This window comes from Sinorhizobium fredii (genome assembly GCF_002944405.1).
In the GTDB taxonomy this organism is placed as follows: domain Bacteria; phylum Pseudomonadota; class Alphaproteobacteria; order Rhizobiales; family Rhizobiaceae; genus Sinorhizobium; species Sinorhizobium fredii_C.
Genome location: NZ_CP024307.1, coordinates 2,302,642 through 2,325,826, shown reverse-complemented (window position 1 = coordinate 2,325,826; position 23,185 = coordinate 2,302,642). Strand labels below are relative to the sequence as shown.

The following is a 23,185-nucleotide window of genomic DNA, read 5'->3' as shown; positions in this document are numbered from 1 at the left end:
ATGTCGCAATTGCTGTCGACCGATCCCGACCTGAACCGCATGCCGACCGATCAGGATCTCGCTCGGCTGCAGTTCACGACGCTCCTCTACTATCTGCACTGCACCAACCCGGACAACGGGCTCGTTCGTGACAAGACGCAGGCCGAGGCTCCGGCAAGCATTGCCGCGATCGGCATGGCCCTTGCCACAATCCCCGTGCTCGTGGAGCGGAGGATTATCATCCGCAAGTTCGCCTCGAAGATAGCGCGCCGAAGGCTTAGATGTCTCCTGGAGTGCCCCCAGGGACCTGATCCCGACGCGTCCGGCTACAAAGGCTTCTTCTATCATTTCCTTGATATCGAAACCGGCAGACGTGTGTGGGAGTGCGAACTGTCCACGATCGATTCAGCCTTCCTGTTCGCAGGTGCACTGACAGTCGCCGCCTATTTTGACGGAGACGCGGATGAAGAAATCGAAATTCGCCGCCTGGCAAACGCGCTCTACGAACGCGCCGACTGGAACTGGGCCTGCGATCACGGCCTGACGCTGACCCACGGCTGGAGGCCGGAGGACGGGTTCATTCCCTATCGGTGGCGCGGCTACGACGAGGGCTTGCTCCTCTACATCCTTGGCCTCGGTTCACCCACTCATCCGCTGCCGCCGGAATCCTATGCCGCCTACACCGAGAGCTACGAGTGGCGGAACCTTTATGGCCGGGACCTGCTCTATTCGGGACCGCTGTTCACCCACCAGCTCTCGCACATGTGGATCGACTTCCGCGGCATCCGCGACGAATTCATGCGGGAGCACAACAGCGACTATTTCCAGAACAGCCGGCATGCGACCTTTGTCCAGCAGGAATACGCCCTCCGCAATCCCCTGAACTTTGTCGGCTATGGCGAGCACTGCTGGGGGTTCACGGCCAGCGACGGGCCTGGCTGGACCAAGAGAAACATCGACGGCGTCGACAGGGAGTTCTTCGACTACATCGCCCGCGGCGCGCCATACGGACCGGACGACGGGACCGTATCCCCGTGGGCAGTCGTCGCTTCGCTGCCATTTGCGCCAGAGATCGTCATCCCGACCGTTTGGAACTGTGCGCGCATGAATCTCGGCATGACGCGGCTTTACGGATTCAAACCCTCGTTCAACCAGACCTATGCGGTGGAAGACAGCGAAACCGGGTGGTGGGTCAGCCCCTATCATTTCGGCATCGATCAAGGTCCCGTCGTTCTGATGATCGAAAACTACAGAACCGGATTGCTGTGGAACATCATGCGTCGCTGCGAGCCGCTGGTCGTGGGACTGAGGCGAGCCGGGTTCTCCGGCGGCTGGCTATGAGGTCGATGCAACTCAATGGGCGGAAAGGAATAGCCATGAACAAGGGCTTGCTCTTCGATCAGCATGAAGGGATTTCCAGAAGAGATCTCCTCGTGATGGCGGGAACTGCCGCCGCTACGCTCGCGAGCTATCGCCCTAGCGCCAGAGCGGCGCTTGGCGAAGGTGCTTTTGCAATTGAGGAGGTCAAGCAGGGCGAGGACGTCTTTGGCTATATCGGCAGGATTAAAGGCGGGTTTGACCAGACGGCTTACCAGCAGGTGATAGGCGCCGCGAATGCCTTCAAGGAAGGAGATGAGGCTATTGAAGTGGGGGCCGAAGATGAGACGACGCGACGGAATGCGCGCGCCCTTCTGGCAAACACGAAAATCAATGACCTCCACCAGCGCCCGCTGTTTGAGGATGATCTGCATAAATTGATCTGGCAGACGACGGACCGGGCCCAGTACGAAAAGGTCAAGGACTGGACCATGGGACAACTCAAGGAATTTCTTCTGGCCGAACCAGAGGAGAACATCAAAGGCATCATGAATGGCCTGACCAGCGACACGATCGGCTTTGTCCCGAAACTGATGAGCAACGAGGAACTGGTCTCGCTCAGCCAGAAGATCTTCAACGTAATGCCTGGCACCAGGATGGGAGCCAAAGGGTACATGGGCGCCCGGATCCAGCCCAATTCTCCGACAGACCACCCCGATGACATCGTCTGGCAGGTTTTCGATGCCTTCTCCTATGCAACCGGGGACATCGTCATCGGTACCAACCCGGTGGACAGCACGGTCGCGAGCGTCGTCGCCGTTCAACGCGCGCTCAAGGATATCGTCGATACCTTCGGGCTTGGCGAAGTGATCCCTTGGTGCGTGCTCGCACATATCGATGTCCAGGCCGAAGTCAGCGACAGTTTCCCGGGAACAGTCTCCACGATGTTCCAAAGCCTTGCTGGGACGGATGACTGCAACAAGATTTTCGACATCACGAATGAGAAAATCCTGAAATATGCGCGCGCAAAGGAGGGAGAAAGATACGGCCTCTACTTCGAAACCGGGCAGGGCTCGGAATTTACCAATGGCGCAGCAAACGGCGTCGACATGATGGTGCTCGAGTCGCGAAAATACGGCTTCAGCAGAGCGGTCGGCCTCGAACTCGCAAAGGTACAGCCGAGCGGCGCATGGCTGCATGTCAACGATGTTGCCGGTTTCATTGGACCGGAGGTCTTCAAGAGCCGCGAACAACTGGTGAGATGCTGCCTCGAAGACATGGTCATGGGCAAGCTCCATGGGCTTACTATCGGTCTGGATATCTGTACGACCCTGCACATGACGGTCAGCCTCGAAGACCTGGATTGGTGCCAGGACCAGATCATGCCGGCCAATCCCGCCTACCTGATTGCGCTGCCCACCAAGAACGACCCGATGCTGAGCTATCTCACCACGTCGTTCCAGGATCACGTCCGGATCAGGGAAAGATTTGGCTTCAAGGTCAACGATGCGATGTGGGACTTCTACAAACGGATCGGGATCGTTGGCGAAGACAACAGCTACACAGCGAATTATGGAGATCCCCTTTGGGTGTATTACCAGTATCGCCTCGCCAAAGGGGATGGGCGTTCCAAGGATGCTATTTACGTCGAGGGCGGCCGGAAGATGCGGGAAGTTGAAGCAAGAGGTGTCGACCTGGCCACGGGGCACGGGGAGAAAATCTGGGACCTCAATCCAACGCTCGCGGCCAAGGTGAAGGCCCTCTACGACGACGCCAAGCAGTCTCTGTGGGCCGAGCTCACGCCGGAATTTATCGCCGCCGTACCCGACGTCGTGCCCGTCCGCACCCTGTCCAAGGACCGCAACGATTACATTGCCCACCCGAACACAGGTGAAACGCTCGGTCCCGAAGCAGTCGCGGAGATCGAAAGAATAAGAGATGCGTGGGGAGACGGCATGCCCAAGGGCCAGATCGTCATCTCGGACGGTCTGAACGCCAAAGCCATCATGGACGAAGGACATCTCGCGCCTTACCTCGAGGAAATGCGCCGGTTGCTCGCCGAGGCGGGTGTCACGATGGGCGACAAGAACATCATGGTCACCAGCGGAAGGGTGCGGGCCGGCTACCGGATTGGTGAAGTGCTTTTCGAAAATGCGGATCCCAACAGCTTCAGGGGGATTCTTCACATCATCGGTGAGCGGCCCGGAACCATGCACCACGCCTACTCGGTCTACATCACCGTCGCCAAGGGCAAGCAATGGTCCGAGAAGAAGATCGACCATGACATGACGAAGCTGGTGAGCAATGTCGCAGACACGGCCTTGGCACCAAAAGAAGCCGCCAGGGAAACCCTGACCATTATCCGTGAGATCGTCGGCAAGGACGTGAATGGCAGCCGTCGTTATGGGTAATGCCAAATCGCGCTAACGTCGATGCGAAAGCCAGCTCGGCGGCAAGGCGTTCGTCGATACGCATTCGGCGTGCCAGAGATGCAGATTTCGGGCCTCGCCAAATGCGAGCATTAGCCAGGAATATTCCGGCTATGATTTCTGTAAAGCTCTGGTTTCTTAGAAGTTTTTGGTGGGTGATCACGGGCTCGAACCGTGGACCCGCTGATTAAGAGTCAGCTGCTCTACCAACTGAGCTAATCACCCGTCCAAGACCGCGTCGCAGCGATCTGGTGGGGCGTATAATGGCGTTGGCCCGGCTTGTCCAGCACCCTCTGCAAAATTCTTGGCAAAAAATTCTTCGCCCTTCGGGACCAACGGCCCCGCAAGCGCGCTCCGCGAATTTTTCGGTGGTCGGCGTCAATGCTCCAGTTGGCGGTGCTCTCCCGCTGAAGCGGACGGTACGCTCCAAAAAAACGCCGACATTTTTGACTAGAACACGCGCCGGCTGGGGAGGCTGCACGGCGAATCGAATGGAGAATTATGCGCGGCTATCTACTTTTGACCGAGGCGAGAAGCGGCTCCAACTGGCTCGGCTCACTCATCAATGGTTCGGGGAACATGGGGCGGTCGAGCGAATGGCTGTCGCCGAAAATCCATCGTCTGGATGCCGGTTCATTGTCGTGGGAGGTGTTCTTCGACCAAATTATCAGAAAGAGTTCCAGCGATAATGGAAATTTCGGGCTGAAGATCTTCCCCAATCATCTTTTCGTCACGCGTGAAAAATACGGCATGGACTTCATTCAATATTGCCTGTCCGTGCATGACGTGGCGCTCATCTTCTTGCGGCGCAAGGATACGCTGCGCCAAGCAATCTCCTATGCCCGGGCAAGACAAACGCGCAGTTTCGCTGCTCATATCGAAAGCAAGGCCGAGCCCCAATACGATTTCGAAGAAATCGCGAAATGCTTCTTCTATATCCGCGACAGCAATAGCTTCTGGCAGAGCTATCTCGAACTCACGGGCGCGAAATTCACCGAGTTCGTCTATGAGGAGCTTGTCGCGGACCCAACTCCGTTCGTCACTTGCGTTGCGGAACATCTGAGAGTGCCTCCTCCGATTGAGCTTCAAACATCGATGGCGGTTCAGCGTGACGACCTGACCGACGAATGGGTAGCCCGGTTCAACAAGGACCGCAGATCTGCACACCTGCTGGACGCCTATGATCGCCGCGAACACATCCCCGGCAAGATCAAGAACTTCTTCAAGCTGGCGACGCGGAGTCTCGAGCCGCGCTATCCTTTCGCGTTTTGACGGGAGAGGTTCGCAATCTGGAAGCGGCGAGCGGGCAGGGTGCCGCTACGCTCCTATTCCCGTGGAGTTGAATTATCGACGCGATGCCGATAAACGCTCGCATCGTGGCAGCCGACTGGAGCGCATGGTGGGCGATCTTCATTATCCTTTTCGTCTTTCCGGCACCGGGCGGAGCCAAAGGAGCCTTCTGGACCGGTTGCTGACCCGTTACGAGACCCACAAGCTGACGGCTCGGGTGCGCAAGAGAAAACGGGCGATCGAGATCGTCTGCCTTCGGGAAGGTGGTCATCGGCCCCTCGCGAAGAATGATATTCCGCTCGTTTTCAATACGCACAACGACATAAAGCTGATGCCGTCCTTCCTGGCGCATTACAGGAAGCTTGGCGTTTCGCGCTTCATCTGTGTCGATGACGTTTCATCGGACGGGACACGCGAATACCTGCTTTCTCAAGCCGATGTCGATGTGTGGCGGTCACCCCTGCGTTACCGCGACGCTCGACGCGGCCGCGAGTGGCGCGAAGCCCTGTTCGATCGCTACGGCGGCGATCGTTGGTATCTCAATGTTGATTCCGATGAATTCCTGATCTATCAGGATTGTGAGCATCAACGTCTCGACAGGCTCATACAGGTTCTCGAACGGCGGGGCGAAAAGCGCCTCGCTGCTCCCATGATCGACATGTATCCGATCGAACCGCTGGGCTCGGCCACGTTTGGCACCGATGACCAGCGCATGCCGTGGGAAATCGCCGATCATTTCGATGGCGACGGATATGAAATCGGCTACACCAAGCGGGCGATAAGCATCACGGGCGGCCCGCGCAAACGCAAGTTCGCGCATATATTGGAGCTCATCAAATACCCGCTGATCTTCTGGGACAGGAATTGCAGCCTTAGCGTCAGCATCCACCAGCCGCTGCCGTGCGAGCGAAACTTCCTGGAAATTTGCGGGGTGCTGCTGCATTTCAAGTTCTTTTCCGACTACCGAGAGAAGATCGAGCAGGCGGTCAGCGACGGGCAATATTTCGATGGGGCCGCGATCTACCGCAAGATGCTGGATGACCTGGAGAAAGCCGGCGAATTCGATTTTGCGCATGAGCATTCCGTCCGGTTCTCCGGGTCAAGGCAGCTGCTTGAACTCGGTTTCATAGCGCCTATCCCATTTGAGCGAGACGCAGCGCGGGAAGCAGCGCGGCAGATGAGGTAACGCTACAGCGCTGGGCGCTTTAGCGTTGCACCCGCGACCGCCTATAATTCGCACGAAGCTCTTAAACTCCCGCACCGCAAGCTCTATATGCCCCTTGCGTGGCCGCCTCGCGGTCGGGATTTGTAACGGGAAGCAGAAGAATGCAGCGTATTCTGTCGATAATGGCGGTTGCCCTTGTGGTCATGGTGACGGCGGTGGACTTCGCCGAGGCACGGCGGGCGGGCGGCGGCTTTGGCTCACGCGGTAGCCGGACGTTCTCGACCGCGCCGGTGACGCGCACGGCGCCCACTCCGGCGGCGCCGATCGAGCGGACCATGACGCCGCGGCAGAATGCGCCGGCCGCGACCAGCCCGACAACCCAGAATCCGGCGGCAAACCGTCCCGGCTTCTTCAACAGCTTCGGAGGATCGATGCTGGGCGGTCTGCTCATGGGCGGACTGTTCGGCATGCTGCTCGGGCACGGGTTTGGAGGCGGCATCGGTTTCCTCGGATTGCTGCTGCAACTTGGCCTGATCGTCCTCGTCGTGTCCTTCGCGATGCGGCTCTTTGGCCGCGGGCAGAGGCCGGCCTATTCGGCACCCTCGGCTTCAGCGTCCTCCTCACAGTCCCCTGCATCCGCTGCGGCGCCCGGATCCTTCCGCATTCCGCGGATTGGGGAGGGGCTCGGCGGCCTTGGCGCGAGCGCCGCCCCAGCTTCCGCAACGGCGTCTGCGGCCGCCATGAACGGGAAGACGGATGAGATCGGAATCGCTCAGAACGACCTCGACCGGTTCGAAGCCATGCTGAAGGAGTTGCAGGCGGCCTATGCTGCGGAAGACTACGCAGCCTTGCGCCGGCTAACGACGCCGGAAGCCATGTCCTATCTCGCCGAAGAGCTTAGCGAAAACGCGACGAAGGGGCTCAAGAACGACGTGCGCGACGTTCATCTTGTCCAGGGCGATGTCGCCGAGGCTTGGCGCGAAGGCAGCAGCGACTATGCGACGGTCGCCATGCGCTACGAGAGCATCGACGTGATGCGCGACCGGGCGACCGGTCGCGTCGTCAGCGGCGACGCCGAACGCCCGACCGAAGCCGTGGAACTGTGGACCTTCCTGCGCAAGCCGGCTGGCGACTGGCAGATTTCCGCGATTCAGGCGGTCGAGGAATAGGCGAGGGCCAGGCAGACGCTGGCGGTCGTGTCGCATTTTCTTTCGCAAGAATGGCGGCGTTCGGGATATCCGGAGCAGCGGCGGACTTTCGTCGGCGCGTGTTGGGTAATAAAATAGCATTCCTCTCAAGGAGCGGACTATATGGTCTTGTGGGCGGCGACATCGGCCGAGCATGCGATGACTTCACGCGAGGCCGTCAAACAGCGCGGCCTCATTGCATGCCTTGTCGTTTTTGCGGTGTCGGGCTTTGCCAGCGGTGCGGCGGCTGCGGATTGCAAGAGCCTGCCGGGACCGGGGGTGGACTGGCGGCAATGCAACAAGCGGCAGCTGATGCTCGGTGGGAGCAACCTCCAAGGCAGCAATCTGGTCGATACGGATTTTGCCGCCACGGATCTGAACGGCGCCGATCTTACGGCGGCGAATCTGGAAAAGGCCACATTGGTGCGTGCCTCGCTTGCCGGCGCCAGGGCCGATAAGGCGAATTTCTCCAGAGTGGAGGCCTATCGCGGTGACTTCTCCGGCATTTCTGCCGAGGGTGCGCTGTTCGTCAGTTCCGAGCTGCAGCGTGCCGATTTCACCGGCGCAAAGCTGAAGGGGGCCGACTTCGAGAAGGCTGAACTTGGCCGTGCAAACTTCGACAAGGCCGTTCTGACCGGCACGCGCTTCTCCGTTGCGAATCTCTCGCGGGCCAATTTGAGCGGAGCTCTTTTCGAGGGGCCGATCGATTTCGACCGCGCCTTCATGTTCCTGACCAGGATCGAGGGACTGGACCTGGCGGCCGCGAAGGGGCTTAGCCAGGAGCAGGTCGATCTCGCTTGCGGTGACGCCGCAACGAAGCTGCCCACTGGCCTGACTGCCCCCGCCAAATGGCCGTGCCCTCCCGATGACGACTGATGATGTTTGGTCAATCAGGCGACTGAGAAGACGCGAGCCGCGGAAGAATTCAGTTGATGCGTTTGCCGAAGGAACGCTCGGGGAACAGGCAAAACATCGGCTTGCAGCGAAGCGCGATCGCCGATCTCGCGCGTGAGGCCAGCCACCGCCGCACGGCGTCCTCGGCAGTTTCGTCGCTCGCCACCTCGATCGATCGGCCCATGAGGTCGAGGCGGCGGCCGGCATAGCCGGCATCCGCGGGATGCCTGCCGAAACGCGACGGACCGAGGTCGCTGCACCAGCGTTTTCGGTGCGGAAATGGCTTTGCGGGACCGGCCTCGAAGAATGCCCAGACGTCGAAGTCCTTGATGCCGTTCGCGCCATCGAGGTAGTGGAGCGCGCTTCCCTGTGCGAGAGCCACCAGGATCAGACGGTGGCGGTGGAGGCCGGCGACCGCTGCACGATCAAAAATAGCGCAAAGTTCCCGCATGGCGGCCGAGGCGAGCATGCTCAGATCGGCCGAGGTCAGCGGTTCGTAGGACCTTTCGGTGACGTCTCCAATCACGTCTGCTCCTGCCGGTTCCCTGGACATCGCGCAACTATATCTGAATTCCTATTCCACGAGTGCGTTGGGCACGAGCCTCAGGCCACCGTTGGCTGACGGACGGCTTCCCTTTAGACCCTCCGCGGATATGTCGCCTGGAACGACCGCGGTCACCTCATATCCCAACGCCGTGGCGACCTTCTTCAGCATTTCGCGCGCCCGGAACTCGTGGCGGGCGGCAGATTCCTCTTCCGTGACGAAATAGGCGGCGCTCACGGCTTCGATGAGGTTCAAGGCAGCGAGATTGACGACGGCATATGTCTCGGCGTGCATTACAACGAGCCCCCGAATTGCTGGCGATGATTGTGTGTTCCGTGTGATTTCTGCGGTTGATCGTCTCGCCCAGCTGAAAACTGATCCTCGAGATTTCTTTCGAAGTAAGCCTCGTCGGCGATCTCTGCCGCAGGGACGGCCTCGCGCTGAAAAACGTGGCCGTCGGCGCCAAGGTGCCAGGTCAGCGAGGCGAGGCTTGAATAGGTGCAGGAGAGAAATGTCTTTAACGCCCTCTGATTTTCCGCGTCGCTCGAGCGCAGCAGATCGGCGGAGAAGAGTTCTTCCACATGGTCGTGGAGATTGGATCTTATTACGGGAATGGACATCCGGCGCTCCTGTTGTCTCAGCCGGCAGGACCCCCGCCGCAGCCGAGATGTTGTGTCGAACACAGCATTCCGCACAACACGACTGATGTCAACATTATGCATGTTGTTTTTGTGTTGCAGCGCGGGCAGTTGTGACAGCCTGGGCAGGATTGGACGTCCGCTTCTTGCGATATGCTGGCGTTCAGTGACGCAGGCAGGCAACGAACTTCAGGCGTTTCCGGCGAGGGCGATGTAGTGGACAGAGTGCACTGTGTGAGCCTCAAAGCGCAGTTCTTTTTGCGGGTTGAACTGCTCGAGCACCAGCTCGGAACTATTGTGCCGGACGAATTTCTTCACATAGGCGAGCAGGGCGCCGCCCTCTTCCAGGCGGATCTGGGCGATCACATAGTCGCCCTTCCTGACGCGGCGCTCGGGGTCGACGAAGCAAACTTCGCCGTCTTCGTAACGGGGAGACATGGAATCGCCGGATACCGAGACAGCATAGGCTCCTGAGATGTCTGAAAGAATAGGCGGCGCCATGACTTCGTACAACATGGTACCGTTCATCAGAAACTCACCATCTACACCGCCGACGGCTTGCCCGAAGACAGGGATTTTCTTGCCCTGTCCGACCACCTTCGCGCCCACCTCGGCGTTCGGTGGGTCGATCACTCGTGTCGAGGGGATGGAGATCGGGTCCCCGGCCTTGCCACGCATCAACCAATAGGGATCGACGTTGAACTTGCGGGCGTAAATCTCGGCCTCGGCAAGCTCGAACTCATTCTGACCGTTCTCATGGGCGCGATAGGTCGAGGCGACGATGCCAAGGGCGTTCGCCGCATCGGAGGCGAAGCGGTAGCCCGCCCTGATGCGCGCCTGCCGTAGTCGTTCGGCTTTTTCAGTCATGACATGGGACATAGCAACATGCATAACACAAATCATGTTGACATTGCAACATGCGCGATGTCATTGATAGTCGAGTCAGAGAAAGGAGCCGAGCGCCTATGAACAACCCATATCCGATCTCTAAAGGGGAGGACGCGATTGCCCAGCGTGCCATCGAGCATCGTGGGTATCCGATCCGGAGCGACCGACCTTCGGGCTGCGGCATTTGCTTGCTGCGCGTGGTTTCGATGCGGGCTTCTTCTTGAGCGGTCGAACGGGCAGCGCCGCAAGGCGCTGCGGACGCTAAAGCGCGCTGCGTTCTGACGACTTCACGCGGCGCGCTTTAGGTCTTTGTTTTTGTGCATGTCGTCATCCGAAGACCCTGCACACCTTTGGTCGACATTGTATTAGAGGAGAAACGCATGACGAACTCGCAACTCGCAAGACAACACCGGCATTATCTCGCGGTGCGCGAGCGACTGGCCGGCTCTACCGCAGCACCAAGCCGATCGGCGGCAATAGCCGAACTCGAAATGCAGGTGGTCGAACTCGCCACCGAAAGTGCAGCAAAAACACGCCGGATCGCTGCGCTCGAGGAGGATTTGGCCGATGCGGAAGCGCGACTGCTCGCGCAGGCTCAAATGCTGCTTTCCGGCAGGCTTGCGGATGACAGCGACGGCGAAGCGAATGACGAGCAATCCTCGATCGAAGAGATCGTTGCCGCCGTCCTTGCGGATTTCCCAGGGGTGACATGGGCGGACATTATCAGCGTGCGGCGCGATCGCCGGCTGGTGAAGCCACGGCACGCCTGCATGCGGGCGGTATATGAGAAGCGCAAGGATTTGTCGCTGCCGCGGATCGGCCGCATCTTTCATCGCGACCACACGACGGTGCTCGCGGCAGTGAAAGGCGTGGCTCCCTAATCCACCTCACTTGGCACAATTTCGATCTACGACCCGTGGCCGAGGCTGACACGCTGTCGGTCCGCGCCGAGGCCGTCCTCAAGGACGGAAATCGACTGCCATTTTTCTCGTTCCGATATCGAAAGGATAAAACATGATGAGCAAGGCTCAGAAGCTCCGTGCCAAGCGAAAAGCGCAACTTGGACGTCCGCGCAAAGCAAACGCCGAGCGCTTCGCCTGCGGCAAGATCAAGCCCGGTTGGTCCAAGCGGGAGAGCGAGAAGGAGGCGATGGCGGTGGCGCTTGCGGCGCGCAAGCGCATGCACGGGCTCGAAACAAGCAGCAGCTTTGCCGGCTACACGCTGGGACGCCTGTTCCTCGACGGGCGGATCACCGAGGCGCAACGGGAGGCGGGAGATGACTATGCGAAGGGGATGGCGCGATACTATCACCTGACCGGTATCCCCTTTCCAAGCGTCCGCGCCCAAGCGATCGACCGGGTGCGGGGACATGCCCCCGAAACGAACGAGGAGCGCCATCGTCAGATCAAGCGGGCGTCCGATAAAGTGATGCGGCTCGAAGGCGTGTTGCTCGGATGCGACGAGGGGCGACAGGTCAAGACGACCGTCTTCAACGTGTGCGTGATGGACTATGAAGGCTTGCGGATGATGCCGGAGGCGCAATTGTTGTGGCTGAAGCGTGGCTTGAACGCCCTTGTCTTCGAAAAGGGCTTGCGCGACTACGGCGAGAGAGTATCCATTTAACTAATGATAGGAAAATAAACCTACTGATGGATTTCGAGAATCGGCCGGCCGGAAACTGAGCTGTAACCAGTCCGGCCACGCCAGGCTGGTCGAGACCGATCAACACTTCGTGATCGGTCTCTAAGTGCTGGCACAAAAACAGAATTCGGCCATTCTCTCTTTCGAAGGGATTAATATCCTACGAAAGGTGTAGGCAATGAAAAGGCTAGCAATCATTGCCCTGTCGCTGGCGACGGCGATGAGCAGCGTTCCTCCTCCCGCAGAGGCGTTTCCAACAATGCCCACGATAAGGGCTGAGACCGCCGATGTTCAGCGGGTGCAGTTTTCCTACGAACGGGGCGAACAGTTCAAAGGGCGGGGATGCCGATATCCGTGTTTTCGCGGGCGCGATTATCGGCGCGGGCACTACAGCAACCGCCACTATCGGAACGGATACCGTCGCCATCACTATCGCCATTACGATGACGACGATGACGATATAGGCGCGCTGTTCGGCGGTCTGGCGGCCGGCGCACTGATCGGCGGGCTGCTCGCGCAGCCGCGATACTATGCTCCTGCGCCACGATATTACGCCGGCGGCAATGGCCATACCCAATGGTGCTATGCACGCTATCGGTCCTATCGGGCATACGACAATACGTTCCAGCCCTACTACGGTCCGCGGCGACAGTGTGTTTCACCTTATATGTAAGGTGAGACCTGCTTAGCCCGAACTCCATGATCGCCGCCCGTCTCGTGAATTTCGAGGCGGGCTGGCTTCGGTTCGATGTTTTCCGGCCCCTAAAGGCACGCCAGGAAATGAGGGGAAGTGCGGCTGACAATCTGCTAATATCGAAGCCCGATCAAGGCTGCGCCTGGGGCGATCTCCGGCGTAGGGGCATTTCTGCGAGACTGACGGCTAGGCCTGTGAAAACATCATCAATCATCTCCCTGGCGATGTTGAGTGCGCTGGCAGTTGCTGCCCCGGTGGAGGGGCAAACATGCATCGGCATTTGCGGGGGACCTTCCAAGCATGAACTCTTTGTCGAGCGGCAATACAGGGACTTTGTCCTGCCCCGCTACCCAAGCTATGGCATGCGCTATCAAGGGCAAAGACCGGATATCAGCATCGGGCCGGGGGCGACGGTCGGCGGGCCTTTGCCCGGGGCCGCCGGGACGCGGATGCGCCCCCGCCGCGAAATCCGCCTCGACTTGAACGCCCATCTGCGCTGGTGCCTCGAGCGCTATGCCTCATACCGCTTCGACGACAACAGCTATCAGCCCTTCCGTGGCCGTCGCCGCCAGTGCAATTCGCCCTACGACTGACACGCGAAGCGAGCCGAAAAGGCGCTCGTCAGCCGCGCCTCTCAAGCAATTTCATTGCGGCCTCTGCCGCCGCTTGCGCCTGAAGCTCGCTGCCAAATTGGCCCTGGGCAGGGTAGGTCACCCCGCGATAGGTGAGCACGAAGGCCCAGCGGCCGTTCATGCGCTTTTCGACCCGGATCGTCGCAGCGGGTTTCTTGTCAGAATTCAAGGCGGACTCCCTCGCTTCCACTGCATGTTTTCTTCAATCGGAGCCGTGAAGGAAACATGCAGTATTTCCAATTGCTTCAAGCGACTTTGCTCGTCCGAAAGGACGCGCGGCGCTTTAGTGCCGGCAGGTTGCGAGTACCTTGCGCATCCTTCTCAGAAACGCAAGAGCGCTGGAGGACGAGGGAACCGTGGAGTCGTTACTCTACCGCTGTGGCAGGGCCGAAGCGCTCCATGACGAACGAGGTCTGGATGGTGGGCGCATGCAGACGGCTGGTTTTTTCGAGCTTCAGGGTGACCTCCTGGACCGGCGGCGTGCGCTGCCAGGCAGTCGAGAGAAACAACGCAGCGCCGGCGATAAATCCGATGGCGACATAGATCCAATGGTTGCGCATGTGGACAACTCCTTCTCCCGCGAGGCAATGCGTTGAGGGCCTTTCTGGTTCCCGGCGCGACCGGGACGCGGGCAAAATGTTTAGCTTCTAAAAATAACCGCGGTTGGCACCGCGTCTTGGCAGTCAGTTTAAATAGCGCCGTCAGCTTCCGTGGGGGTGCTGACGGCATTCAAATGATAGTATGGCTCGCCCGGAGTGGGCATCAGTCCAGCGTCCGCAAATCGGTGCGATGCCGGGGTATTCGTTAGCGTCATGCGGTTTGAAGCATTCCTCAAGAGACCTAGGCCCAAGCCCTTTTGCATCAACCCTTCGAGGATTGAAACAGAGCCCAATGTATTATGCAAGCAGATTGTAATATACGCCTGTATAACAGCATTGGCTGAGGATAATCGGCGAGCATCACCCCGGAGAAGGCAGGGAAAAGGCGCATGCCGCGCTTCATGACTTGGCGGTGCAGGCTGCTCGCACAATTCTGTGGCTAACCGGAAAACCGAACCGAAAGCCGCGGCGCGCGGCTTGCGCGTTCAGGGTTCTCGGAGTATTCCTTAAGTCAAGGATAGGAATTTTGTCCTCCTCCTGCAGCAACAGCAGTTGATGCCGGCACTTCGACCCGGGATAGGTTGTCAGTCCAGCACTGCGTAGTTTTCTACTAATCAAAGCTTACGGCGGCCAGCGCGTCTCTAGACGCCGCGGTGCCGTATGCGGCCGGCGATGCGTCTTCGCGTCGATCCGAATCCGCATGGCGGTTCGGAAGTATTACGGTGCGTGGCTCGCTCGATGCCTGCTCTTCCAGAGAGCGGCACGCGAGCTGGCGGCATCGCCGGCCGCGATGTCGACGCCATCGTTTTGGCGCCGCGAAAGGGATGACGAAGACAAGCGGGGTCGCAATGGTGGGTCATGAAACGCAGCCGGCTACAGAAACGGCTGACGATCTGGCGGTCGCGGAGGGACTTGCTTCGAAACAGGCTGCTGGTGGACGTGGCCGACTTGGCGGTGCATTCCTGGATGCTGTTCAGGCGGACTTCGCTGCGCACGGCGCTGGTGTGATCGCTCGCATTCGGGAGGAGAAGCCGGAGACTTACTTGAAGCTCGTTGCTGCGGTCACGCCGAAGGATTTGAGTGCAAGCACGAACGCCATGGACGAGCTTTCGAACGAACAGCTAATCGAACGGATTCGCGCGCTGGACACGGTGATACGGCCGTTGCTCGAAAAGAAGGCGCGCGCCCGGCGAAAGCCGACCTCCAAGCCCTGATCGCCAGTGCGTGAGAGGCAGCGACTAGGCGCCGCTGGGTGCGGCGCCATTATCCGTCGTGGAGCACTGATCAGCGTGCTGGAGATGCCGCAACCGCGACAGGCTCGTTGCTCGAAAAGATGATCACGGCGAACAGGAGAACTCCGGCAAAGGCGATGAGCGACGAGACGGCGACAATCGGCTCCATCGCGCTATTGCCGGAGAGCAACAGATAGAGCGACGGGATCAAGACGGCCACGCCGAATGTGTAGACGGCGTATTGAATCGTCGCCAGACGTCTTGCCGCCTTCTGCGGATTGAGCGCGTGATAGCCGCCGAAGATCGCCATCGTGACCCAGCCGAGCAGGTTGGCATGCGCGTGGGCGCCAGTGGCGGCGTGATTCCCCGAAATCGACATATGGAGCCCGATCGAGATGCCCAAGATCAAGAAGACGATGGCGGTTCTGAAATAAAGATTTGCAATAGGTGGCATTTGGATTCCTCCCCCGTGTAGCCAAGAGAACATTAGCACGCTCTCAAAATGCTGAGAATGAGCCCATAGGAGCGCCTTTTCAGCTTCTCGGCTGTTCCCGACGGTACAATTCGGACGATCCGATGTCGTTGGGCGCGTTCGATGCTCACCGCCGCGCCGCGCTCTCATGAAGGTGCGGGCTTTCCCGTACGGAACTAACAGAGACCCTTCGGCATTCCGTAAGCGTGAAACACTGGTTGCAGCGCGCCGTCCTCTTTCAGGACGCGACAAAATCGCTGCAGTAACTTGGAATGCTGCATGAAATTTTCGCCAAAATCGCGAAACGTGCAGCGGAGGATCGCGATATGCTTGGAACCGTCCTTCTTATTATTCTGGTACTGCTCCTGATCGGTGCCATTCCGGCCTGGCCCTATTCGGCCAACTGGGGGTATGGCCCTTCCGGGCTGCTCGGAGTGGTGGTCGTCATACTCCTGATCCTGTTGCTGATGGGCAGGATATGATGTGCGGCGGGTCCGATCAGGACCCGCCGGCTTTCACCAAGCCGCGCCGTCGATAAGGCGGTGCGGGATATCTTCCCAGACCGAGCGATCGAACATCCGCAGGTTCACGCCCATCTTCGTCGCGCTGCGACCGATCGGCGACCAGTGGGTGATGCAGCCGCAGATGCTGCAATGGAACATGGTAAGCGTCTTGTCGCCCTGGACATAGCCGACGAGGCGCTTCTCCTCATCGCTGACCGTAACGTCGCTCGGGGCGTAATAGCCCCAGAGCCCGCCAACCCTGCTGCAGAGCGAACAATTGCAATCACCGAGCGTTTCAGGGCGGACCGGCACGGTGATGCGAACCGACCTGCAATGGCAATGGCCTTCGATCATTTTCGAGTCTCCCCATCGGCGCCCCGTGAGCGGGCAGTCGTCGATTGAGGCATTATCGACCTTATCCGACCGCAGTCCAGCGGCGCCACCTCGGCCGACATTCCTCTGCTGACGAACGACACGCGCGCGGACCTCTATCCAGACAGGGCATCGCCACCGATGACACCCTCCAGCACATCCGCCGCGGGCGCGCCCGAGATTTCGGCGATGCTGAAAGAGCAGGCCATGCTCATGGCGGAGCTCGACCGGCGTCGAAGGACCGATATTCTGGCGCGGTACCGGCCGTACTCCAAGCAGAGGGACTTTCATTCGGCCGGAGCCAGCTATCGCGAGCGGCTGTTCATGGCGGGCAACCAGCTCGGCAAGACGCTGGCGGGAGCGGCCGAAGCGGCGATGCATCTGACGGGGCGTTACCCGGACTGGTGGCAGGGGAGGCGCTTCGAGAAGCCGATCGTCATGCTCGCCGGCTCGGAATCCTACGAGCTGACGCGCGACGGCGTGCAGCGGCTGCTCGTCGGGCCGCCGTTGACCGAGGAGGACTGGGGCATGGGCTTCATTCCGAAGGCGGCGATCCATGCGACAACCCGGCGCTCCGGCGCGTCCGGGGCACTCGACAGCGTAACGGTGCGGCATGTCTCAGGCGGCGTCTCGACGCTGCTTTTCAAGGCCTATGAGCAGGGGCGCGGCAAGTGGCAGGCGAACACGGTGGACTATGTCTGGTTCGACGAGGAGCCGCCGGAGGACGTCTATTTCGAGGGCATCACCCGCACCAATGCGACGCGCGGCTCGGTTGCCGTAACCTTCACGCCGCTCAAGGGCCTGAGCGGCGTCGTGGCGCGATATCTCATGGAAAAGTCGCCGGATCGCCAAGTGATCACCATGACGATCGATGAGGCCGAGCACTATACGGCCGAAGAACGCCAAAGGATCATCGACAGCTACCCTGCCCATGAGCGCGAAGCGCGCACCAAGGGGGTACCGGCTCTCGGCTCCGGCCGCATCTTTCCCGTGACGGAGGAGGCGATCCGCGTCGAGCCCTTCGATGTGCCGAAACATTGGGTGCAGATCGGCGGCATCGACTTCGGCTGGGACCACCCCTTCGCCGCCGCCGGCTGTGCCTGGGACCGCGACGCCGACGTCTTCTATGTGACCAAACTCTATCGCGAGCGGGAGGCGACGCCGATCATCCATGCGGCGGCGCTGAAGCCCTGGGGAGCCTGGCTGCCTTTCGCCTGGCCGCATGACGGGCTGCAGCACGACAAGGGCAGCGGCGAGCAGCTTGCCGCCCAATATCGCGCACAGGGACTGGCGCTGCTTTCCGAGCGGGCGACCTTCGACGACGGCACCAACGGTGTCGAGGCCGGGCTTTCCGACATGCTGCAAAGGATGCAGACCGGGCGCTGGAAGGTGTTTTCCACCTGTACGGAATGGTTCGAGGAATTCCGTCTCTACCACCGAAAGAATGGCAGGATTGTCAAGGAGCGCGACGACCTGATCTCCGCCTCGCGCTACGCGCTGATGATGAAGCGCTATGCGAGAGCGAACAACGGCAACGCAAACTGGAATTTCACCGCCCGAAAGGTTCTCTGATGGCCGCGATGACCGATGAACGCCTGTGCGCCCTTGTGAGCGAGCTCGTCAAGGACTGCGAAAACTATCGCGATGAGCTTGCGATCGATCGCATCAAGGCGATGGAATATTACGACGGCACGATGAAGGACGTGCCGGCCGATGCCAACCGCTCGAAAGTCGTCTCTCGCGACGTGCGCGCGGCGATCAAGAAGGTGCTGCCGTCGCTGATCCGCACCATTCTCGGCAACGACAAGGTGGTGGAATACTTCCCCGTCAACGAGGGCGACGAGGCGGCGGCAGAACAGGCGACCGACTACATCAACTATGTCGTCTTTCCCGAAAGCAATGGTTACGACGCCGTGCAGGACGCGGCGCATGATGCGCTGAAGCTCCGGAACGGCGTGATCCGCTGGTGGTATGAGAAGGAGGCCACGGTTCAGGTCTCGACCCATACGGGGCTCGACGAGGCGGCGCTGATCCAGCTTGTCGGCGACGACGCGGTGGAGGTGCTGGAGCAATCGAAAACGGTCGAAGTGCTGGAAACGCTACAGGGTCCGGTCGAGCAGCCGCTCTACAATGTGAAGATCCGCCGCCGGAGCGAGCAGGGCACGCCGCGGCTGGCCGGGGTGCCTTTGGAAGAATTCCTGATCCATCCGGATGCGATTTCGATCGAGGATAGCCCGATCACCGGCATTGCCACGCGCATGCGCCGCACGGACCTGATTGCGATGGGACACGACCGGGATCTCATCGAGAGCCTGCCGGCTTCGACCCGCGACGGCGGCCGCGACGACGAGGAATTCACCCGCCGGCGCGGTGCCTTCGAGGCCAAGGATGCCGTGCCGAAGGCGCTCGAGGAGGTGGACTATTACGAGCTCTACGTGAAGGTGGATGCCGACGACGACGGCATCGCGGAGCTTCGCCGCATCGTGCTCGCCGGCGGCACGGGCGAGGAGAACCTCATCTCCAACGACGAGTGGGACGAGGTGCCCTTCGCCGACCTGATCGTCGAGCGGCGCCCGCACCAGCGTGAGGGCGGCTCGGTGACCGACGATCTGGCGGAAATCCAGCGCGTGAAGACCGTGCTGATGCGCCAGACGCTCGACAATCTCTACTGGCAGAACAACCAGCAGCCGATCGTCCAGGAGGGCGCGATCGCCAATCCGGAAAGCGTGCTCAACCCGAAATTCGGCCAGCCGATCCGCGTCAGCCAGGGCATCGATGCGCGCGCCGCACTCGGCTACACCATGGTGCCCTTCGTCGCGAAGGAATCCTTCGCCATGCTCTCCTATCTCGACCAGGAGGCGACCGACCGCACCGGCATTTCGGACGCTTCGAGCGGGCTTGCCCCGGACGCGCTCACGAACATGACGGCGCGGGCAACGGCGCTGATCGAGCAGGCGGGGATCGGCCAGACGGAGCTGATGGTGCGCACCTTCGCACAGGGCCTGCGGCGCGTGTTCAAGGGCCTGCTTCGGCTCGTCATCAAGCACCAGGACCGGCCGCGCATGGTGAGGCTGCGCGGCCAATGGGTGAGCTTCGACCCGCGCCACTGGAACGCCGGGATGGACGCGACGGTGAATGTGGGGCTCGGCGCCGGGACCCGCGAGCGCGACATGATGATGGTGCAGATGGTCCAGCAGCTTCAGGAAAAACTGCTGATGACACTCGGGCCGGACAACCCCTATGTCTCGCCGGACAACCTTTATAACGGCATCGCCAAATCGGTGGAGGCCGCGGGGCTGAAATCGCCCGACCTCTATTTTTCGAAGCCCTCGCCGGAGGAGATCCAGCGGCGGATGCAGGCGAGCGCCAACCAGCCGAACCCGGAAATGCAGAAGCTTGAGATGCGGGCACACGTGGACGCCGAGAAGGCGCGGCTTTCAGCCGAAAACAACCGGCGGAAGCTGGAGATCGAGCGCGAGCTGAAGCTTGCCGAACTCCAGCAGAACGGCGCCCTGAAGCGCTACCAGATCGACGCCGAACTGAACCTGAAGCGACAACAGAGCCTGGCGGAGGCAGTGAGCGGCGAGCCGGTAACGTCGGTCCATATCGGAGGACGAACGGGATGAAAGTTGGGGGGTTGAAACCCGCTACGCCTCAGAATATGCCTACTGCATGAAAAATGTTCGCTACCTTTGCTTGTTCTTTGCAACGATCCCTTTCATCCTTGCATCTTGCAGCGAATCGACTGTGACCGCGGTGCCCGCACGTGCAGCGGTCAAGGCCCAAGCGCTGGCAACCAAACCGGCGGGCAAGCCGAGTCCCCGACAATGCTCGACACCGGCCCAAGTCTGCCCCTATGGCACCGGTTCCGCCGGTGAGCCATGCTCCTGTTGGGCAACCGACGGCACGCCGGATGTAGGCGTTACGACGCTAGGCGCGAAGGTTTCCCCCGAGACGCGTGACTAAAAGCTGATCGGAGGCACCTTTCGTCGGGGTGCCCGCTCGTCTTTGGGAAAATCGACGACGGCTCTTTTTGGCTCGCATCCTCGCGCAGCCGAGGGTGTCTGCACCACTCCTTTCCGAGCAACTGGTAGAGAATCAACATACTGCCGTGTGCCCGCTCGGTTGGTCCGTCGGGCTGCTCGCAAGAAAGAGCACTGGATATGAAGGCAGAAGAAAAAAAGGCGGCTGCGCGAGCGCTTCTCGACAATCCGCTGTTCGAGCGCTTGATGGAGGAGTTGGAGGCGGCGGCCATCAACGGCTGCATCAACGCGAATCTCACGGACCACGAAGCGCGCGCCGCCTTCGCGGCAGAAGCTCGGGCAGTCCGCAACTTCCGCGCAAGGCTGAAGTTCTTCGCGGAGCAAGCCAAATCCGAAGGCATGAACGCCCCGGTGTGAAGGTGTGCACTGCGCGGCAGGCCTGCCTTCCTGAAGCGCCTCATTGTCAAACTGATTCAAGAAATCGGGGCGGCATCTGAAATCTCCCCAAATTTCTCGGTGCGGGAGTGCGCGAAAGCGGCACCTCCGCTCCGAATCTCTCTCAAGAGGTCTTTCCATGATGAACGATAGTGCCAACCCGCCTTCCGGCGGGAGCAAAGCCGTTGTCGACTCGCATGAGCTCCCAAGTATCGACAACCTCGACTTCTGGGAGCCGCACAAGGCGAACCCGCACGACGAGGAAGAGCGGCACGGCGAGGGGGCCGTAGACGACGAGCGAGACGAGGCCCACGTCGAAGGCGAAGAGCCAACCCTTCCTGATGAGGAGGAGGCAACGAATGAAGCCGAGAACATGATCGTCACGCTCAAGGGCGGGGAAGAGGTTCCGCTCAAGGAATTGAAGCTCGGCTACATGCGGGACCGCGACTATCGCCATAAGACCCAGGATCTCGCCAAGCGGGGGCGGGCCTTGGAAAGCATGAGCAGCAGGGTCGCCGCAACTGCCAGTGCCGTTGCGGAACTGGTTGCGGCCCAAATCCCCTTGGAGCCGCCGGAGGAACTGCGGGTCCACAATCCGGATGCCTATCAGCGACAGTGGGCGCTACACCAGGCCGGGCGGGAACAGCTTGCGCGGGTGATGGCCCTGGGCGAAGAACCGACGGACGTTGCGGCGGAGCTTCAGGCCGCGGCGAGCGAGGAGAGGCTGGAGGCAGAAAATGCCAAACTCCTCGAGGCTTTCCCGCAGACCGGGCATGACGAGGGTCGGCAGGCCTTCTTCGCCGAAGCCTTCGAGGCGGCGAAGGACCTCGGCTTTTCCGACGAGGAGGTGCGCGAGGTCGTCGATCATCGGCTGTTCAAGCTCGCGCATTACGCTCGCCTCGGCCTGCTTGCGGAACGGTCGCGGGCAAGGGCCTTGCAGAAGGTGGCCGCGGCGCCTGCCGCCGCGCCGCGCATGAAAGCAAAGAACCAGGCGCAGCGGCAGCAGCGCGAAAGCCGCGAGGCAATGCAGCGACTTGCAAGAACGGGATCGATCCGCGACGCGATGGCGGTCGATTTCGAGTAATTCGACAAGCGTTGGCCGAGCGGCAAGCGTTCACGAAGCGCTGCTCAGCGATCGCTCGCATGCACCTTCATTCGACACAGTGACCGCCTTCCATGTGCCTGTCCGGGCGCGTGGCGACGGATCACGTCACCACATAAGGACCATCAAATGGCAGTTCTCACCAATACCTTTCAGACAACGCAGGCCGTCGGCAACCGCGAGGAGCTTTCCGACGTGGTGTCGCGGATCACTCCAGAAGATACCCCCATCTATTCACTGATCGAAAAGGGCAAGTGCACGACCTATCACCCGGAATGGGAGACGGACGAACTTGCCGCGCCCGGCGCAAATATCCGTGAAGAAGGCGAGGAATACGCCTTCGGCGCGATCACTCCGCCGATGCGGCTTGGTAACTACACCCAGATCATGCGCAAGGACTGGATTATCTCCGCGACGCAGGAGGTGACGGCTGAGGCTGGTAACGTGCAGAAGCGGAAATACCAGAAGCTGAAGAAGGGCGTCGAAATTCGCAAGGACGTGGAGTTCGCGATCGTCGATACTAACGCAACGGTCGCCGGCAGTACCCGTGAATTCGGGTCGCTCAGCACTTGGACAATTAGCAACGTCTCTCGCGGGGCCGGTGGCGCAAATGGCGGCTTTAACGTTGGCACCGGTCTGACCGTGGCGCCAACCGAAGGGACGCAGCGTCCCTTTACCAAGGCCATCCTCGATGCTGTGATGCAGCAGGGCTATCAGAACGGCGCCAATTTCCGTCACGTCTCCGTCTCTCCGTATGTGAAATCCGTCTTCGTCACCTTCATGTCCGACAGCAACGTAGCGCCTTTCCGGTATGCGGTGTCGCAAAGCGGTGAGCGCAACACCATTGTCGCGACGGCGGACTACTACGAAGGGCCATTCGGGACGGTGATGATTCACCCGAACCGGGTGCAGGCGGTGAACGCCGGAGTTGCCCGCAACGCCTTTTTCATCGACTCCGACATGCTCTCCTTTCTGTGGCTCCGCCAGATCCAGGAAGACCGCGACGTCGCCAAGACGGGCGATGCGGACAAGGGCGTCATCATCGGTGAGGGCACGCTGAAGGTGCACAACGAGAGGGGCCTGGGCGTTGCCGCTGACCTCTTCGGACTGAGTTCCGCCAGCTAGTTCCAGGTTCCCAATTTCGACGCAAGCGCACCAACTGCGCGTCGGTCCCTGTCTCGGGAGAAAT

The 23,185-nt window shown here is 60.4% G+C and carries 25 protein-coding genes and 1 tRNA gene; 17 read left to right on the top strand and 9 right to left on the bottom strand.

What is annotated here, in order from left to right:
• The gene (locus NXT3_RS11530; protein WP_104839355.1) at positions 1 to 1,320 is read left to right on the top strand and encodes a glucoamylase family protein; all 1,320 of its coding nucleotides are present in this window, start codon (positions 1 to 3) and stop codon (positions 1,318 to 1,320) included.
• 35 nt (positions 1,321 to 1,355) lie between these two features.
• A complete protein-coding gene (gene eutB, locus NXT3_RS11525; RefSeq protein ID WP_104839354.1) occupies positions 1,356 to 3,707 on the top strand; it encodes an ethanolamine ammonia-lyase subunit EutB in 2,352 nt (783 codons plus the stop codon).
• A gap of 167 nt (positions 3,708 to 3,874) precedes the next feature.
• On the opposite strand, the gene NXT3_RS11520 is transcribed toward eutB, so the two are convergent.
• Positions 3,875 to 3,950 (bottom strand) — tRNA-Lys (locus NXT3_RS11520).
• A gap of 276 nt (positions 3,951 to 4,226) precedes the next feature.
• Here NXT3_RS11520 and NXT3_RS11515 point away from each other — a divergent pair.
• The 4 genes from NXT3_RS11515 (at position 4,227) to NXT3_RS11500 (ending at position 8,243) form a co-directional block, all read left to right on the top strand.
• Positions 4,227 to 4,997, top strand: coding sequence for a Stf0 family sulfotransferase (locus NXT3_RS11515; RefSeq protein ID WP_037423437.1), 771 nt, complete (start codon positions 4,227 to 4,229; stop codon positions 4,995 to 4,997).
• 196 nt (positions 4,998 to 5,193) lie between these two features.
• Positions 5,194 to 6,201 (top strand): glycosyltransferase family 2 protein, encoded by a 1,008-nt coding sequence (locus NXT3_RS11510; RefSeq protein ID WP_050988333.1) that lies wholly within the window; start codon positions 5,194 to 5,196, stop codon positions 6,199 to 6,201.
• A 140-nt stretch (positions 6,202 to 6,341) separates the two neighbouring features.
• A complete protein-coding gene (locus NXT3_RS11505) occupies positions 6,342 to 7,349 on the top strand; it encodes a TIM44-like domain-containing protein (protein WP_097524998.1) in 1,008 nt (335 codons plus the stop codon).
• A gap of 177 nt (positions 7,350 to 7,526) precedes the next feature.
• Positions 7,527 to 8,243, top strand: coding sequence for a pentapeptide repeat-containing protein (locus tag NXT3_RS11500; protein ID WP_234819708.1), 717 nt, complete (start codon positions 7,527 to 7,529; stop codon positions 8,241 to 8,243).
• Between the two features lie 49 nt (positions 8,244 to 8,292).
• Here NXT3_RS11500 and NXT3_RS11495 read toward each other — a convergent pair whose 3' ends face one another.
• From NXT3_RS11495 to NXT3_RS11480, 4 genes are all read right to left on the bottom strand, one after another.
• Entirely contained in the window at positions 8,293 to 8,787 is a 495-nt protein-coding gene (locus NXT3_RS11495) for a hypothetical protein (protein WP_234828036.1), read from the bottom strand.
• A 48-nt stretch (positions 8,788 to 8,835) separates the two neighbouring features.
• The gene (locus tag NXT3_RS11490) at positions 8,836 to 9,099 is read right to left on the bottom strand and encodes a hypothetical protein (protein WP_037423441.1); all 264 of its coding nucleotides are present in this window, start codon (positions 9,097 to 9,099) and stop codon (positions 8,836 to 8,838) included.
• Positions 9,099 to 9,425: a hypothetical protein gene (locus NXT3_RS11485; RefSeq protein ID WP_037423442.1), complete on the bottom strand. Its 327-nt coding sequence runs from the start codon at positions 9,423 to 9,425 to the stop codon at positions 9,099 to 9,101. Before NXT3_RS11485 ends, NXT3_RS11490 begins: the two co-directional genes overlap by 1 nt.
• Before the next feature lie 207 nt (positions 9,426 to 9,632).
• Positions 9,633 to 10,310, bottom strand: coding sequence for a LexA family transcriptional regulator (locus tag NXT3_RS11480; RefSeq protein ID WP_199773281.1), 678 nt, complete (start codon positions 10,308 to 10,310; stop codon positions 9,633 to 9,635).
• 401 nt (positions 10,311 to 10,711) lie between these two features.
• Between NXT3_RS11480 and NXT3_RS11475 the strand changes: the two genes are divergently transcribed.
• The 4 genes from NXT3_RS11475 (at position 10,712) to NXT3_RS11460 (ending at position 13,259) form a co-directional block, all read left to right on the top strand.
• Positions 10,712 to 11,212, top strand: a complete 501-nt coding sequence (locus tag NXT3_RS11475; RefSeq protein WP_097538173.1) for a helix-turn-helix domain-containing protein — start codon at positions 10,712 to 10,714, stop codon at positions 11,210 to 11,212.
• A gap of 133 nt (positions 11,213 to 11,345) precedes the next feature.
• Positions 11,346 to 11,954 carry a hypothetical protein gene (locus NXT3_RS11470; protein ID WP_097524992.1) on the top strand — a complete coding sequence of 203 codons (609 nt, stop codon included), beginning with the start codon at positions 11,346 to 11,348 and terminating at the stop codon, positions 11,952 to 11,954.
• A 196-nt stretch (positions 11,955 to 12,150) separates the two neighbouring features.
• Positions 12,151 to 12,645, top strand: coding sequence for a BA14K family protein (locus NXT3_RS11465; protein WP_083854219.1), 495 nt, complete (start codon positions 12,151 to 12,153; stop codon positions 12,643 to 12,645).
• Positions 12,646 to 12,890: 245 nt separating this feature from the next.
• Positions 12,891 to 13,259 carry a BA14K family protein gene (locus NXT3_RS11460; protein WP_050988334.1) on the top strand — a complete coding sequence of 123 codons (369 nt, stop codon included), beginning with the start codon at positions 12,891 to 12,893 and terminating at the stop codon, positions 13,257 to 13,259.
• Positions 13,260 to 13,287: 28 nt separating this feature from the next.
• On the opposite strand, the gene NXT3_RS11455 is transcribed toward NXT3_RS11460, so the two are convergent.
• Together NXT3_RS11455 and NXT3_RS11450 are read right to left on the bottom strand one after the other, a co-directional pair.
• The gene (locus NXT3_RS11455; protein ID WP_097538175.1) at positions 13,288 to 13,467 is read right to left on the bottom strand and encodes a hypothetical protein; all 180 of its coding nucleotides are present in this window, start codon (positions 13,465 to 13,467) and stop codon (positions 13,288 to 13,290) included.
• A gap of 196 nt (positions 13,468 to 13,663) precedes the next feature.
• Positions 13,664 to 13,858: a hypothetical protein gene (locus NXT3_RS11450; RefSeq protein WP_037423450.1), complete on the bottom strand. Its 195-nt coding sequence runs from the start codon at positions 13,856 to 13,858 to the stop codon at positions 13,664 to 13,666.
• An 887-nt stretch (positions 13,859 to 14,745) separates the two neighbouring features.
• On the opposite strand from NXT3_RS11450, the gene NXT3_RS11445 reads away from it, so the two are divergent.
• Positions 14,746 to 15,111 carry a hypothetical protein gene (locus NXT3_RS11445; protein WP_083854223.1) on the top strand — a complete coding sequence of 122 codons (366 nt, stop codon included), beginning with the start codon at positions 14,746 to 14,748 and terminating at the stop codon, positions 15,109 to 15,111.
• Between the two features lie 70 nt (positions 15,112 to 15,181).
• Here the strand turns inward: NXT3_RS11445 and NXT3_RS11440 are convergent, their stop codons facing one another.
• The gene (locus NXT3_RS11440) at positions 15,182 to 15,583 is read right to left on the bottom strand and encodes a hypothetical protein (RefSeq protein ID WP_037423452.1); all 402 of its coding nucleotides are present in this window, start codon (positions 15,581 to 15,583) and stop codon (positions 15,182 to 15,184) included.
• 344 nt (positions 15,584 to 15,927) lie between these two features.
• Between NXT3_RS11440 and NXT3_RS11435 the strand changes: the two genes are divergently transcribed.
• Complete coding sequence (locus tag NXT3_RS11435; RefSeq protein ID WP_037423507.1) at positions 15,928 to 16,083, top strand: DUF3309 family protein; 156 nt, start codon at positions 15,928 to 15,930, stop codon at positions 16,081 to 16,083.
• A gap of 33 nt (positions 16,084 to 16,116) precedes the next feature.
• Here NXT3_RS11435 and NXT3_RS11430 read toward each other — a convergent pair whose 3' ends face one another.
• Complete coding sequence (locus NXT3_RS11430) at positions 16,117 to 16,458, bottom strand: GFA family protein (RefSeq protein WP_037423455.1); 342 nt, start codon at positions 16,456 to 16,458, stop codon at positions 16,117 to 16,119.
• Between the two features lie 159 nt (positions 16,459 to 16,617).
• On the opposite strand from NXT3_RS11430, the gene NXT3_RS11425 reads away from it, so the two are divergent.
• The 5 genes from NXT3_RS11425 to NXT3_RS11405 all read left to right on the top strand — a co-directional run bounded on the left by NXT3_RS11425 (position 16,618) and on the right by NXT3_RS11405 (position 23,121).
• Entirely contained in the window at positions 16,618 to 18,048 is a 1,431-nt protein-coding gene (locus NXT3_RS11425; RefSeq protein ID WP_199773280.1) for a terminase large subunit domain-containing protein, read from the top strand.
• On the top strand, positions 18,048 to 20,102 hold the full coding sequence (locus tag NXT3_RS11420; protein WP_097538178.1) for a portal protein: 2,055 nt from the start codon (positions 18,048 to 18,050) through the stop codon (positions 20,100 to 20,102). The genes NXT3_RS11425 and NXT3_RS11420 overlap by 1 nt, the downstream gene beginning before the upstream one ends.
• Before the next feature lie 537 nt (positions 20,103 to 20,639).
• The gene (locus tag NXT3_RS11415) at positions 20,640 to 20,876 is read left to right on the top strand and encodes a hypothetical protein (RefSeq protein ID WP_037423463.1); all 237 of its coding nucleotides are present in this window, start codon (positions 20,640 to 20,642) and stop codon (positions 20,874 to 20,876) included.
• 157 nt (positions 20,877 to 21,033) lie between these two features.
• Positions 21,034 to 21,978 carry a hypothetical protein gene (locus tag NXT3_RS11410; RefSeq protein ID WP_104839350.1) on the top strand — a complete coding sequence of 315 codons (945 nt, stop codon included), beginning with the start codon at positions 21,034 to 21,036 and terminating at the stop codon, positions 21,976 to 21,978.
• 147 nt (positions 21,979 to 22,125) lie between these two features.
• Positions 22,126 to 23,121: a DUF5309 domain-containing protein gene (locus NXT3_RS11405; RefSeq protein WP_104839349.1), complete on the top strand. Its 996-nt coding sequence runs from the start codon at positions 22,126 to 22,128 to the stop codon at positions 23,119 to 23,121.
• Positions 23,122 to 23,185 lie beyond the last annotated feature (64 nt).